Raw genomic sequence first — 13,280 nt, forward strand, 5'->3', positions numbered from 1 at the left:
GGTCGCCATCGTCGCCGGGATCGTGTTCATCGTCGCGGTCATCTTCTTCACCGGCTTCATCCTCGGCCACCGCGGCGGGCATCACGGTCACCACCACAAGCACCACCACGCGATGATTCACCACCGCGGTCCGGGCGGACCCGGAAACTTCGGTGGCCCAGGCGCACCGGGTGCGCCGGGTGGTCAGGGTGGACAGAACGGACAGAACGGTCCGGGAGCCACCACCGCGCCTCCGACCCCGTCGGGCGTTCGCCCCAGTGGCATGGCCCCGGGTCAGCTGCCGCCGTCGGTCTTGCACTCGGCCGCCGCGCTGGGACAGGTTCCGAGCGTCATCGTTTTGACCAACTGAATCCCTTGTCAACCAGTGGCCCGGCGCTTCACGAGCGCCGGGCCGCCTGTTGTTTGCGGTCACCGGTGCCTAACCGCCGCATCTCGATTCACAACATTTTCGTAGCCGAAACCTGTTAGAGCACAGGTGTGCGGGGCAATATGGCAAGGCATGAGCGAGACACCCGAACCACGAGATGAGCCGACCACCGAGGTGACGCCAGCCGCATCAGTCGCCGGGCCACCGTCGCAACCACCCCCGCACCGGGTGACACCGCCGCGGCTCTACACGGCGGCGGCCTGGGTGGTGATCGTCGCCGGCGTGGTCTTCATCCTTACGTCGCTGTTCTTCGTCGGTGCCTTCATTTGGAAGCACCAGCACCCGTGCCAGCATCACCACGGCATGTTCCACCCCGGCGGCCCCGGCAATCCCGGGCCGGGCAACGGGCCCTGGGGACCTGGCGGCCCCGGCGGCGGCTACGGACCGTATTACGGCGGACCCGGTGGTCCGGGACCCGACAACGGACCGGGGGGATATGGGCCCGGCGGGCCCGGGTTGATCGTTCCGATGCCCCCGAGCGGTCCGGGCGGTCCCGGCGGACCGCATGCCGGCCCGGGCGTCAGCGGCCCCGGACAGCCGCCTGCCAGCGCGCCCCCCGGCGCGCCCGCGCCGCGTCCTTGATAGCGCTCACTTAAGCCACGCCCGGAATGGGTACTAAACCCGTAGTGGGCCGACCGAGAGTTGCCCGCATTTTCGTGGCCACATCAAGATGAGGAGACACCGGGTTGCGGGTCGGAAGATCCGGGGCGTTCAACACCACAATGAGAATGCTTGCTGTGCGGGCAGATTCGGCGAGGCGGTGTGCGACTTCGGATACTGGGGCCTTCGGCCGGTGACGAGGAGAGAGCGTAATGACGGAGCGTTTCACGACCAATGACGCCGGTATCGCTGCGCCGAGCGACGATCAGTCGCTGACGATCGGCCCAGACGGCCCGATCCTGCTGCAGGACCACTACCTGATCGAGCAGATGGCGATGTTCAACCGCGAGCGCATCCCGGAGCGTCAGCCGCACGCAAAAGGTGGTGGCGCGTTCGGTCAGTTCGAAGTGACCAATGACGTCAGCCAGTACACCAGGGCCGCCGTTTTCCAGCCCGGCACCAAGACCGACATGCTGGCCAGGTTTTCCACCGTCGCCGGCGAGCGGGGCAGCCCGGACACCTGGCGCGACCCGCGTGGCTTCGCGCTGAAGTTCTACACCAGCGAAGGCAATTTCGACCTCGTCGGCAACAACACCCCGGTCTTCTTCATGCGCGACCCGTTGAAGTTCCAGCACTTCATCCGCTCCCAGAAGCGCTTGCAGGCAAGCAACGTTCGCGACCACAACATGCAGTGGGACTTCTGGAGTCTCTCCCCGGAGTCGGCGCATCAGGTGACCTGGTTGATGGGCGACCGGGGAATCCCCAAGACCTGGCGCAACATGAACGGCTACAGCAGCCACACCTACAGCTGGATCAACGCCGCCGGCGAGATCTTCTGGGTGAAGTACCACTTCATCACCGACCAGGGCATCGAGTTCCTGACCCAGGAGGACGCGGACCGGTTGGCCGGCGAGGACGGCGACTACCACCAACGCGACCTGTTCGAGTCGATCGAACGCGGGGATCACCCGAGCTGGACGCTGAAGATGCAGATCATGCCGTACGAGGAAGCCAAGGACTACCGGTTCAACCCGTTCGATCTGACCAAGGTGTGGCCGCACGGCGACTACCCGTTGATCGACGTCGGCCGGATGACGCTGAACCGCAACGTCACCGACTATCACGCCGAGATCGAGCAGGCGGCATTCGAGCCGAACAACACCGTGCCCGGCACCGGCTTGAGCCCGGACAAAATGCTGCAGGCCCGGGGCTTCTCGTACTCCGACGCGCATCGCGCCCGACTGGGGACCAACTACCGGCAGATCCCGGTCAACACCCCCAGAGTCGAGGTGAACAGCTACTCCAAAGACGGGGCGATGCGGATGAACAACGTCTCCGACCCCGTTTATGCGCCCAACTCCTATGGTGGGCCGCACGCCGACTCGGCACGCGCCGCCGAGATCCGCTGGCATGCCGACGGTGACATGGTCCGGTCGGCGTACACGCTGCACGCCGAGGACGACGACTGGGGGCAGGCCGGCACCATGGTCCGCGAAGTCCTCGACGACGCGGCCCGGGAACGCTTGGCGGGCAACATCATTGGCCACGTGTCCCAGGGTGTGAAGGAGCCGGTGCTGTCGCGGGTGTTCGAGTACTGGCGCAACGTCGATGCCGACCTCGGGAAGAAGGTCGAGGACGGCGTCCGGGGCAACGGGGGCTGACCGCACGTCCGTGCGCCTGGCATGATCGCTGCATGACCATGCGGGTTCGCGCCACCGCGATCACCGTCGCCCTGGCCATCGCGGGCGCGGCCGCCCTTCCAGTGGCGGCAGCGCACCCGTCGGAGCCGGGCGTGGTGAACTACGCGGTCCTGGGCAAAGGCTCGGTCGGCAACATCGTCGGCGGACCCATGGGGTGGGAGTCGGTCTTCACCCAGCCCGGGCAAGGCGACTGGGTGGACCTCCCGGAGTGCAACAACTGGGCCGACATCGGCTTGCCCGAGGTGTACAACGATCCCGACCTGGCCTCGTTCAACGGAGCCCTCACCCAGACGTCGGCCACCGACCAGACACATCTGGTCAAGCAGGCCGTCGGGGTGTTCGCCACCAATGAGGCCGCGGGCCGGGCTTTTCATCGGGTGGTGGATCGAACGGTGGGCTGTTCGGGACAGACGACCGCGCTTCACCTGGACAACGGCAGTACCCAGGTCTGGTCTTTCGACGGTGGGCCGGCCGGCCCCGCCGACGAGAACTGGACCAAGCAGGAGGCGGGCACCGACCGCCGGTGTTTCAATCAAACCAGGCTGCGCGAAAACGTGTTGCTGCAGGCGAAAGTGTGCCAATCCGGCAACGCCGGGCCCGCGGTGAACGTGCTGGCCGGGGCGATGCAGAACGCCCTGGGTCAATAATCGGCCGATTTGGGTATCCGTCTTCCCCGTGCACGCGCAGGTGCGAGAAGGGAATATGTCGGGGTCATCTGATAGATGAAGCACTAGACGAAGTTGTGCCGATTATCGTTCGATTGGCTGCCGCAGGGAAGCGGTCCGCAAGTCCATGTTCCGGCGTGCCCGGACCCGAAGGGATCGTGATATGACGTTCGCGCCGATCACCTCCGCGGCTTCGCAGTCGGAGTCGCGGGTGGCCGGCGCTGACCGCGCCCCGCAGCTGGACATCGCCGAGCTGGCCGACTCCGCGGCCGTCGCGCAGTACATCGCCGAGGGATGTCTGGTGGACGCCCCGCTGGGCCGTATCGGTCTTGAGCTGGAGGCCCATTGCCATGACCCGGCCGACCCGCACCGCAGACCGGGGTGGAACGAGATCGCCGCCGTGCTCGACGCCCTCCCCGCGTTGCCCGGGGGCAGCAGGATCACCGTGGAGCCGGGCGGCGCCGTGGAACTGTCCGGGCCGCCGGCCGACGGCGTGCTGCCCGCCATCGACGCCATGCGCCGCGATCAGGCCGTGCTGCAGCCCGCGTTTGCTGAGGCCGGGCTGGGCCTGGTCTTCCTCGGCGCCGACCCGCTGCGTCCACCCAGGCGCATCAACCCCGGCGCCCGGTATCGCGCCATGGAGCGCTTCTTCGCGACCAGCGAGTCGGGGGACGCGGGTGCCGCGATGATGACGTCCACCGCATCGATCCAGGTCAATGTGGACGCTGGGCCGCGGGACGGCTGGGCGGCGCGAGTGCGCCTGGCACATGCCTTGGGGCCCACCATGATCGCGATAACAGCGAACTCCCCGATGCTGAGCGGTGAATTCACCGGCTGGGTGTCGAGCCGGCAGCGAGTGTGGGGTCGGATGGACTCGGCGCGCTGCGGACCCATCTTGGGGGCCAGCGGTGATGACCCGGGCACCGACTGGGCCCGGTATGCGCTCAAGGCCCCGGTGATGCTGGTGCACAACCCCGACGCCGAGGCGGTCACGCATTGGGTGCCCTTTGCCGACTGGGTCGACGGCCGCGTGTTGCTCGCGGATCGCCGGCCCAGCGTCGCTGACCTGGAGTACCACCTGACGACGTTGTTCCCGCCGGTGCGGCCCAGGCAGTGGCTGGAGATCCGGTATTTGGACAGCGTGCCGGACGCGTTGTGGCCCGCGGTGGCGTTCACCCTGGCGGTCCTGCTCGATGACCCGGCCGCGGCCGACATCGCGGCCGAGGCGGTCGAACCGGTTGCCACCGCCTGGGATACCGCCGCCCGGGTGGGGCTGCGTGATCGGCGGCTGTATGCGGCGGCCAACGCCTGCGTGGCCGTCGCCGCCGCGAAAGCCCCGGCCGAGCTGGGTGATTCGATGCAGCGGTTGGTCCGCCTTGTCGACCGGGGCCGCTGCCCCGGCGACGAGTTCTCCGACCAGGTGATCGAGCACGGCCTCGCGCCAACAGTGGCGCGACTGGCTCAAGGGGAGCTGTGACGTCTCCTGATGATTCCGACCCGCTGCGCCCGGTCCCCCGCAAGCGGGTGGGGGTACCTCCCGCTCGCGGGCGAGTGCCCCCAGCGCCGCGCTTGCGGTCGTCATGCCGGGAGGGCATCGCCCAGGACTTGGCGCGGGCGCGCACGCGGACGTTGCGTCTGGTCGAGTTCGACGACGCGGAGCTCTGCCGGCAATACGATCCGTTGATGAGCCCGCTGGTGTGGGACCTCGCGCACATCGGCCAACAGGAAGAGCTGTGGCTGTTGCGCGGTGGTGATCCCGCGCGGCCCGGGATGTTGCCGCCGGCGGTCGAGGGGCTCTACGACGCCTTCGTGCACTCCCGCGCCAGCCGCGTCGACCTGCCGCTGCTGTCGCCGGACAAGGCGCGGGCATATTGCCGAACCGTGCGGTCCGCCGTGCTCGACGCGCTCGACGTGCTGCCCGACGATCCCGCCGGCGACGAGGCGGCCTTCGTGTACGCGATGGTGGTCAGCCACGAAAACCAGCACGACGAAACGATGCTGCAGGCCCTGAACCTGCGCAGCGGCACACCGCTTTTGCGAGACGCCCCGGGGCTACCGGGCGGCCGGGCCGGGTTGGCCGGCACGTCGGTGCTGGTGCCCGGCGGCGAGTTCGTGCTCGGTGTGGACGCCGCCAGCGAACCGCACTCGCTGGACAACGAGCGTCCGGCCCACGTCGTCGACCTGCCCGCCTTCCGGATCGGGCGGGTTCCCGTCACCAACGGCGAATGGCGCGGGTTCATCGACGACGGCGGCTACGACCAGCCGCGGTGGTGGTCGGAGCGCGGCTGGCAGCACCGCCAGGGCGCGGGCCTGACCGCGCCGCAGTTCTGGAGTTCGGACGGCACGACTCGCACCCGATTCGGCCACGTCGAGGACATTCCCGCCGACGAACCCGTCCAGCACGTCAGCTATTTCGAGGCCGAGGCCTATGCGGCCTGGGCCGGTGCGCGGTTGCCCACCGAGATGGAATGGGAGAAGGCCTGCACCTGGGACCCGTCCACCGCGACCCGGCGCCGCTACCCCTGGGGAGAGCGCAAACCGGACGAGACGCTGGCCAACCTGGGCGGCACCGCGTTACGGCCCGCGCCCGTCGGCGCCTACCCCGGCGGCGCGTCGGCGTACGGGGCCGAGCAGATGCTCGGCGAGGTCTGGGAGTGGACCGCCTCCCCGCTGCGGCCCTGGCCCGGGTTCGTCCCGATGCTCTACGAGCGTTATTCGCAGCCCTTCTTCGACGGCGATTACCGGGTGCTGCGCGGCGGCTCGTGGGCGGTGGAACCCGGCATCATCCGGCCGAGTTTCCGCAACTGGGACTACCCCTACCGGCGCCAGATCTTCTCCGGCGTCCGGTTGGCGTGGGACGTCCCCGAGGCCCGGGGTCGCGCCTGATGTGCCGGCACCTGGGCTGGCTGGGGGCCGACGTCACGGTTTCCTCGTTGGTGCTCGAGCCGCCGTTCGGGCTGCGCGTGCAGTCCTATGCGCCGCGCCGCCAAAAGCACTGCCTGCTCAACGCCGACGGTTGGGGCGTCGGGTTTTTCGACACCTCCGCGCAGGGCTCCCCGGAGGGCGGGGCGCCGCGCCGCTGGCGCAGCCAGGCGCCGCTGTGGGGCGACGTGTCGTTCGATTCCATCGCGCCCGCGCTGCGCAGCCACTGCGTGGTGGCCGCCGTGCGTTCGGCCACCGTCGGCATGCCGATCGAGGCCAGCGCGTGCGCGCCGTTCACCGACGGGCAGTGGTTGTTGTCGCACAACGGAATCGTCGACCGGGCCGTGTTGCCGACGACCGCGCGCGCCGAATCGGTCTGTGACAGCGCGATACTGGCGGCCACGATCTTCGAGCGCGGACTCGACGCGCTGGGGCAGACCATCGAAGAGGTCGCCGCGGCCGATCCACATGCCCGGCTGAACATATTGGCCGCCAACGGGTCTCGCTTGTTGGCGACGGCCTGGGGTGACACGCTGTCCATCCTGCGTCGCCGGGACGGCGTGGTGCTGGCCAGCGAACCCTACGACAACGACTCCGACTGGGAGGACGTGCCGGACCGCCACCTTGTCGAAGTCACCGCGCACGGTGTCACGCTGACGCCACTGGACCAGTCGAGAGGATCTTGATGACGCTGTCGCTGTCGAACCACCTGGCCGCCGACTCGGCGTACCACGCGTTGCGCCGCGACGTGCTGGAAGGCCTGCAGAAGACGCCGAAGGCGTTGCCGCCCAAATGGTTCTACGATTCGGTCGGCAGCGATCTGTTCGATCAGATCACCCGGCTGCCGGAGTACTACCCGACGCGCGCCGAAGCTGAGATCTTGCGCGCCCGTGCGGCCGAGGTCGCATCGGCCAGCGAGGCCGACACCCTGGTGGAATTGGGCAGCGGCACGTCGGAGAAGACGCGGCTGCTGCTCGACGCACTGCGGGCGCGGGATTCGCTGCGCAGGTTCGTCCCGTTCGATGTCGACGCCGGCATCCTGTCGACCGCCGCCACGGCCATCCAGCGGGAATACGAGGGCGTCGAAATCAGGGCCGTCTGCGGCGATTTCGAAGAGCACCTGACCGAGATCCCCGAAGGCGGGCGACGGCTGTTCGTGTTCTTGGGGTCCACGATCGGCAATCTCACGCCCGGACCGCGCACGGAATTCCTTGCCGCGCTGTCCGCCCAGATGCGGCCCGGCGACAGCCTGCTGCTGGGCACGGACCTGGTCAAGGACACCGGGCGGCTGGTGCGCGCCTACGACGACGCCGCCGGTGTGACGGCGGCGTTCAACCGCAATGTGCTTGCGGTGGTGAACCGGGAACTCGACGCCGACTTCGACGTCGACGCCTATCGGCATGTGGCCCGGTGGAACGCGGCCGAAGAACGCATCGAGATGTGGCTGCGGTCCGACCGTCAGCAGCGGGTGCGGGTCGGTGCTCTCGAGCTGACCGTCGACTTCGACGAGGGTGAGGAGATGCTCACCGAGGTGTCGTGTAAGTTCCGCTCCGACAAGGTGACTGACGAATTGGCCGCCGCGGGATTGCGCCGCACCCGGTGGTGGACCGACGAGGCGGGCGACTTCGGGTTGTCGTTGGCCGTGAAGTGACCGGCCCCAGCGCGCTGGCCGAGCGATGGCGGTCAGCCCGCCCGCCGATGGCGGGGCTGCACCTGGACAACGCGGCGTGTTCCCGTCAGAGCCTGGCGGTGATCGAGGCGACCGCGCAGCACGCCCGCAATGAATCCGAGGTCGGTGGTTATGTCGCAGCCGAGGCCGCCGCACCGGTGCTCGATGCCGGACGCGTCGCATTCGCCGCGCTGGCCGGAATGCCCGACGCCGAAGTGGTTTTCACCACCGGCTCGCTGAACGCTCTGGATCTGCTGCTGGGCAGCTGGCCGGCGAAACGCGCAACGGTGGCTTGCCTGCCCGGCGAGTACGGGCCCAACCTTGCCCTGCTGGCCGCCCACGGGTTCGACCGCCAGCTGCTGCCGACCCTGGAGGATGGGCGGGTCGCGCTCGACGACGCGGCGCTGGCCTTGGACGCCGATCCGCCAGACGTGGTGCACCTGACGGCGGTGGCCAGCCATTGCGGTGTGGTGCAACCGCTTTCGATGGTCGCCCAACTCTGCCGGGAGTTGGGGCTGCCGCTCGTCGTCGACGCGGCGCAGGCGCTGGGCCAGATCGACTGCACGGCGGACGCCGACGTGACCTACTCGTCGTCGCGCAAATGGATAGCCGGCCCGCGCGGTGTCGGGATGCTCGGGGTGCGCCGCGAGCTGATGGAAAGCCTGCACCCCCGGCTGTCCGCGCCGGAGTGGGCCCGCACAGACGGCTCGCCGACGGTGGCCGAACAGCTGGAGTTCGGCGAGGCCAATGTGGCTGCACGCGTGGGTTTTTCGCTTGCGCTGGGCGAGCATCTGGCGTACGGGCCGCAGGCGGTGCGCGCGCGTCTGGCCGAGGTGGGCAGCCTGAGTCGCACGGTGTTGGCCGACGTGACCGGCTGGACGGTGGTCGAAGAGGTCGAAGAACCCAGCGCCATCACCACCTTGGCGCCCAACGACGGCGCCGACCCGCAAGCGGTGCGCGACTGGCTACTCGCCGAACGGCGGATCCTGACCACGTTCGCCGGCGTGCAACGCGCGCCGCTGGAGCTGACGGAACCCGTGCTGCGGATCTCGCCGCACGTGGACATCACGGCCGAAGACCTGGAGACGTTCGCCGAGGCGCTCATCGCCGCCACCGCGGCGACCGCGACCAGCTAGCCGGCTTTGTGTGCGGTTAACAGGTAGGCAGGCATCTTCATCTGTTCCACGGCGGCGGCCCCTCGAAGTGGGCCTGCTCGCGATATGCGCTGTCCCGGTCCATGACTTCGTCAGACGACATGATTGCGAACCTACTCCCAAGTGTGCACCGGTTCGTTGGCATGCATGTGGCCGCAATACCGGCGCAGCATCTCTGCCAGCGCAGCGGGCCTGCTCATGCCGCCGTCCTGCAGCGCCCGCACGGTCGACGCCTGCCAGCTGGCGCCGTTGCGTCCGGCTCGGGCCCGACCCTCGATGACCCCGAGGAACCGGTCGCGCACCTCGGTGTCCACGCCCCAGCGCTGCAGGCCTTCGTCGGCGATCGGCAACAGCGTGTCGAGCACGAGTTTGCGTGCGCTCACCTCACCCAGCCCCGGCCAACGCTGCCGGGCGTCGATGCCGTAGCGCGCCGCCGCCAGGAAATTGGCTTCCGCCACACCGAATTCCATGGTGTCCCACAGCGGGTTGTCGGCTTCGGAAAGGCTGCGCAGCACGCCGTAAAAGAACGCCGAGTTCGCCAGCATGTCGACGACGGTCGGCCCGGCCGGCAACACCCGGTTCTCCAGTCGCAGGTGGGGGCGACCGTCGGCCACGTCGTACACCGGGCGGTTCCACCGGTATACCGTCCCGTTGTGCAGGCGCAGCTCGGAAAGCTGCGGGATGCGCCCGGCGGCCAGCTCGGCGACCGGGTCCTCGTCGGACACCTCGGGCAGCAGCGACGGGAAGTAGCGGATGTTCTCTTGGTAAAGGTCCAGGGCGGAGCTGATCCACTGCTCGCCGAACCACACGCGCGGGCGCACGCCTTGAGTTTTCAGCTCCTCGGGTCTGGTGTCGGTGGACTGGGTGAACAGCTCGATGCGCGTTTCGGCCCACAGCAGGTGCCCGAAGAAGAACGGCGAGTTCGCGCCCAGCGCCAGCTGCGGGCCGGCCACGATCTGCGCCGCATTCCAGTTGGCGGCGAACGCCTCGGGCGCCAACTGCAGATGCAATTGCATGCTGGTGCAAGCGGATTCGGGCGCGATCGTGGCGGTGTGCCAACTCAGTGGCTCGGGCCCGGAGATGTCGATCGGAATGTCTTCGCCGCGGGCGGTGAAGATCGAGTCGTTGAGGGCGGCGTATCGCGTCGACTCGCTCATCCAGCCGTGGTCGAGGTGTTCGGACATCAGCGTGGGCAGGATGCCGATCATGACGATGTGGGCGCCACCGTCGGCGCTGGCCTTCTTCTCGGCCTCGTTCAGGCTGGCCCGCACCTCGGCCTCGAGATCCAACGTGGTGTGTCCAGGCAGCGCGTGCGGCGGAACGTTGAATTCGATGTTGTAGGCGCCTAATTCGGTCTGATACGCCGGATCGCCGATGGCGTCGAGCACGTGACGATTGGACATGGCCGGCTGGTAGCCGGCGTCCACGAGATTGCACTCGATCTCCATGCCGGTCAACGGCTGCTCGGACTCGAAGCATGAGCGGTCCAGCATCGTCTCGAAGGCGTCCAGGCACAGCTGTACCTTGCGGCGGTATTCCCGTCGATGCGCGCTGTCGTACGTGGTGCGCTTGACCTCTTCGCCCACAACGCAGATGCAACAGGGTTACCGCCCGTAACGCAAGCTCTCACGTGTCGCAGTCCATGCACCGTCGGTCTCCCGGGTAGACCATGATGGACTTTTGCCGCTAAACGTGTCCGACCTCACGGGTGGAGGAGAACAGTTGGCCGAGTTCGCCGAATTCGTCGCAGCCATCGACCAGGGGACCACCAGCACGCGCTGCATGATCTTCGATCACGATGGTGCCGAAGTGGCCCGCCATCAACTCGAGCACGAACAGATCCTGCCTCGGGCCGGGTGGGTGGAGCACGACCCGGTCGAGATCTGGGAGCGCACCTCCTCGGTGCTGACGTCGGTGTTGAACCGGGCCGATCTGAGTCCGGAAAACATTGCGACGCTGGGCATTACCAACCAACGCGAGACGACCCTGGTGTGGAACCGCAAGACCGGGCGGCCGTATTACAACGCGATCGTCTGGCAGGACACCCGCACCGACCGGATCGCGTCGGCGCTGGACCGCGACGGTCGCGGCGACGTCATCCGCCGCAAGGCCGGTCTCCCGCCGGCCACCTACTTTTCCGGCGCCAAGCTGCAGTGGATTCTGGAGAACGTCGACGGCGTGCGTCAGGCCGCCGAAAGCGGCGACGCGTTGTTCGGCACCCCCGACACCTGGGTGTTGTGGAACCTGACCGGGGGGCCGCGGGGCGGTGTGCACGCGACGGACGTGACGAACGCCAGCCGGACCATGCTGATGAACTTGGAGACCCTGGACTGGGACGACGAGCTGCTGTCGATCTTCTCCGTTCCTCGCGCGATGCTGCCGACGATCGGCCCGTCGTCGTCGCCGCAGCCCTACGGCGTGACGTCGGAGGCGGGGCCGGCCGGTGGCGAGGTATCGATCACCGGGATCCTCGGTGACCAGCATGCGGCGATGGTGGGTCAGGTGTGCCTGTCCGAAGGGGAAGCGAAAAACACCTACGGCACCGGAAATTTCCTGCTGCTCAATACCGGTGAGACGATCGTGCGGTCCGAAAACGGGTTGCTCACCACTGTCTGCTATCAGTTCGGTGACGCGAAACCCGTTTACGCGCTTGAGGGTTCGATCGCGGTGACCGGGGCGGCCGTGCAGTGGCTGCGCGATCAGCTGGGCATCATCAGCGGTGCCGCCCAAAGCGAATCGCTGGCGCGCCAGGTCGACGACAACGGTGGCGTCTACTTCGTCCCCGCGTTTTCCGGGCTGTTCGCGCCCTACTGGCGATCCGATGCGCGCGGCGCGATCGTCGGGCTGTCGCGATTCAACACCAACGCGCATCTGGCGCGCGCGACGCTGGAGGCGATCTGCTATCAAAGCCGCGATGTGGTGGACGCCATGGCGGCGGATTCCGGTGTGCGCCTTGAGGTCTTGAAGGTCGACGGCGGTATCACCGGCAACGACCTGTGCATGCAGATTCAGGCTGACGTGCTGGGGGTGGATGTGGTCCGGCCCGTCGTCGCCGAGACGACCGCGCTCGGCGCCGCCTACGCGGCCGGTCTGGCGGTGGGGTTCTGGGCCGATCCGGCCGATCTGCGTGCCAACTGGCAGGAGGGCAGGCGCTGGGCGCCGGCGTGGGACGACGAGCAGCGGGCCGCGGGTTATGCGGGTTGGCGAAAAGCCGTGCAGCGGACCCTGGATTGGGTCTCCGTAACCTGAGGGGTCACGTGACGCCGCCCGATCCAGGGCCCGCCGAAGGCACTCAGTCTTCGCCGAGGATGCCGTAGATTTCACGCCGCGCATTGTTGAGGATGTCGACAATCCGCTGCTGCTGCTCGGCCGAAGCGGTGTGGGCGGACTGCCCGACCGCGCCGAACAATTGGCCGACGGCGGCCCGCAGGTTCATATGACCGGGGTCCGCCCCTTCGGTGATCTCGTCCCAGGGTGGGGTCTCGATCTTGTCGGCCGCGGCGCGACCCTGCTCGGTCAGCTCGAAAAGCTTCTTGCTGCCTTCGGTTTCGCTCGCGGTGATCAGCCCTTCGTCGTCGAGCAGCTGCAACGTCGGGTACACCGAACCGGGGCTCGGTTTCCAGAGTCCGTTGCTGCGTTCGGCGATCTGCTGGATCATTTCGTAGCCGTGCATCGGCCGCTCGACGAGCAGCTTCAGGATCGCCGCTCGCACGTCGCCGCGCTTGCCGCGCCCCGGGCCGCCACGGCGCCATCCGCCGCGCCGGCCACCGGGGCCGAAGCCGAATCCGGGACCGAATCCGGGACCGAATGCCGGTCCGAACCCGGGTCCGAAGCCGAGCGGGCCGTCGTGGCCGCCGGCATGATCGCGCAGATGCTCGCGGAAGTCCCGACGGGCCTGGCGCCGTGCCTCGTGCAGGGCGCGCCGGTCAACTGGGCCGGAGCCGAATCCAAATCCGGGCCGGCCGCCGAAGGGGCCATCGGGGGGAGTGAATGGGTTGGTCATTGTTCTGTCCTTACGTTTGTGGGTCGCGCACCGGTCGTGCACTACGAAGCATCACGATATATCGGAAACTAACGCGATGCAACTAAGAATGTCGAAGAGGCTCGGCTGACCGCGCCTGAACTGGGAAATCCTGGCCGTAT

Annotated in this window: 12 protein-coding genes and 1 pseudogene; 10 read left to right on the forward strand and 3 right to left on the reverse strand. The window is 68.1% G+C overall.

Annotation, left to right across the window (positions count from 1 at the left end; genetic code table 11):
- From AC5Y4T_RS20585 to egtE, 9 genes are all read left to right on the forward strand, one after another.
- A partial coding sequence (locus AC5Y4T_RS20585; protein ID WP_499955117.1) for a hypothetical protein occupies positions 1-349 on the forward strand: 349 nt, incomplete at its 5' end.
- A gap of 150 nt (positions 350-499) precedes the next feature.
- Positions 500-1,009: a hypothetical protein gene (locus tag AC5Y4T_RS20590; protein ID WP_499955119.1), complete on the forward strand. Its 510-nt coding sequence runs from the start codon at positions 500-502 to the stop codon at positions 1,007-1,009.
- Between the two features lie 230 nt (positions 1,010-1,239).
- Positions 1,240-2,688 carry a catalase gene (locus AC5Y4T_RS20595; protein ID WP_499955122.1) on the forward strand — a complete coding sequence of 483 codons (1,449 nt, stop codon included), beginning with the start codon at positions 1,240-1,242 and terminating at the stop codon, positions 2,686-2,688.
- 38 nt (positions 2,689-2,726) lie between these two features.
- The gene (locus tag AC5Y4T_RS20600) at positions 2,727-3,374 is read left to right on the forward strand and encodes a sensor domain-containing protein (protein WP_499955184.1); all 648 of its coding nucleotides are present in this window, start codon (positions 2,727-2,729) and stop codon (positions 3,372-3,374) included.
- A gap of 181 nt (positions 3,375-3,555) precedes the next feature.
- Positions 3,556-4,869, forward strand: a complete 1,314-nt coding sequence (gene egtA, locus AC5Y4T_RS20605) for an ergothioneine biosynthesis glutamate--cysteine ligase EgtA (protein WP_499955123.1) — start codon at positions 3,556-3,558, stop codon at positions 4,867-4,869.
- 92 nt (positions 4,870-4,961) lie between these two features.
- A complete protein-coding gene (gene egtB / locus AC5Y4T_RS20610) occupies positions 4,962-6,278 on the forward strand; it encodes an ergothioneine biosynthesis protein EgtB (protein WP_499955186.1) in 1,317 nt (438 codons plus the stop codon).
- Positions 6,278-7,000 (forward strand): ergothioneine biosynthesis protein EgtC, encoded by a 723-nt coding sequence (gene egtC / locus AC5Y4T_RS20615; protein ID WP_499955124.1) that lies wholly within the window; start codon positions 6,278-6,280, stop codon positions 6,998-7,000. Before egtB ends, egtC begins: the two co-directional genes overlap by 1 nt.
- Positions 7,000-7,965 (forward strand): L-histidine N(alpha)-methyltransferase, encoded by a 966-nt coding sequence (gene egtD / locus AC5Y4T_RS20620; RefSeq protein WP_499955125.1) that lies wholly within the window; start codon positions 7,000-7,002, stop codon positions 7,963-7,965. Before egtC ends, egtD begins: the two co-directional genes overlap by 1 nt.
- Before the next feature lie 47 nt (positions 7,966-8,012).
- Positions 8,013-9,119 carry an ergothioneine biosynthesis PLP-dependent enzyme EgtE gene (gene egtE, locus AC5Y4T_RS20625; RefSeq protein ID WP_499955188.1) on the forward strand — a complete coding sequence of 369 codons (1,107 nt, stop codon included), beginning with the start codon at positions 8,013-8,015 and terminating at the stop codon, positions 9,117-9,119.
- 43 nt (positions 9,120-9,162) lie between these two features.
- Here egtE and AC5Y4T_RS20630 read toward each other — a convergent pair.
- Together AC5Y4T_RS20630 and AC5Y4T_RS20635 are read right to left on the reverse strand one after the other, a co-directional pair.
- Positions 9,163-9,240, reverse strand: a pseudogene (locus AC5Y4T_RS20630) (SAM-dependent methyltransferase); the annotation flags it as partial.
- A 10-nt stretch (positions 9,241-9,250) separates the two neighbouring features.
- Complete coding sequence (locus AC5Y4T_RS20635) at positions 9,251-10,723, reverse strand: glutamate-cysteine ligase family protein (RefSeq protein ID WP_499955126.1); 1,473 nt, start codon at positions 10,721-10,723, stop codon at positions 9,251-9,253.
- 136 nt (positions 10,724-10,859) lie between these two features.
- On the opposite strand from AC5Y4T_RS20635, the gene glpK reads away from it, so the two are divergent.
- Positions 10,860-12,386, forward strand: coding sequence for a glycerol kinase GlpK (gene glpK, locus AC5Y4T_RS20640; RefSeq protein ID WP_499955128.1), 1,527 nt, complete (start codon positions 10,860-10,862; stop codon positions 12,384-12,386).
- A gap of 43 nt (positions 12,387-12,429) precedes the next feature.
- On the opposite strand, the gene AC5Y4T_RS20645 is transcribed toward glpK, so the two are convergent.
- On the reverse strand, positions 12,430-13,140 hold the full coding sequence (locus tag AC5Y4T_RS20645; protein WP_499955130.1) for a PadR family transcriptional regulator: 711 nt from the start codon (positions 13,138-13,140) through the stop codon (positions 12,430-12,432).
- Between the last annotated feature and the right edge of the window lie 140 nt (positions 13,141-13,280).

The organism is Mycobacterium sp. NGS11 (assembly GCF_059813315.1).

Excerpts from the sequence above, each read along its gene's own strand:
- AC5Y4T_RS20590 (WP_499955119.1), top strand. The coding sequence starts at position 500 with ATGAGCGAGACACCCGAACCACGAGATGAGCCGACCACCGAGGTGACG.
- AC5Y4T_RS20595 (WP_499955122.1), top strand. The coding sequence starts at position 1,240 with ATGACGGAGCGTTTCACGACCAATGACGCCGGTATCGCTGCGCCGAGC.
- AC5Y4T_RS20600 (WP_499955184.1), top strand. The coding sequence starts at position 2,727 with ATGCGGGTTCGCGCCACCGCGATCACCGTCGCCCTGGCCATCGCGGGC.
- egtA (WP_499955123.1), top strand. The coding sequence starts at position 3,556 with ATGACGTTCGCGCCGATCACCTCCGCGGCTTCGCAGTCGGAGTCGCGG.
- egtC (WP_499955124.1), top strand. The coding sequence starts at position 6,278 with ATGTGCCGGCACCTGGGCTGGCTGGGGGCCGACGTCACGGTTTCCTCG.
- egtD (WP_499955125.1), top strand. The coding sequence starts at position 7,000 with ATGACGCTGTCGCTGTCGAACCACCTGGCCGCCGACTCGGCGTACCAC.
- egtE (WP_499955188.1), top strand. The coding sequence starts at position 8,013 with ATGGCGGGGCTGCACCTGGACAACGCGGCGTGTTCCCGTCAGAGCCTG.
- AC5Y4T_RS20645 (WP_499955130.1), bottom strand. The coding sequence starts at position 13,140 with ATGACCAACCCATTCACTCCCCCCGATGGCCCCTTCGGCGGCCGGCCC.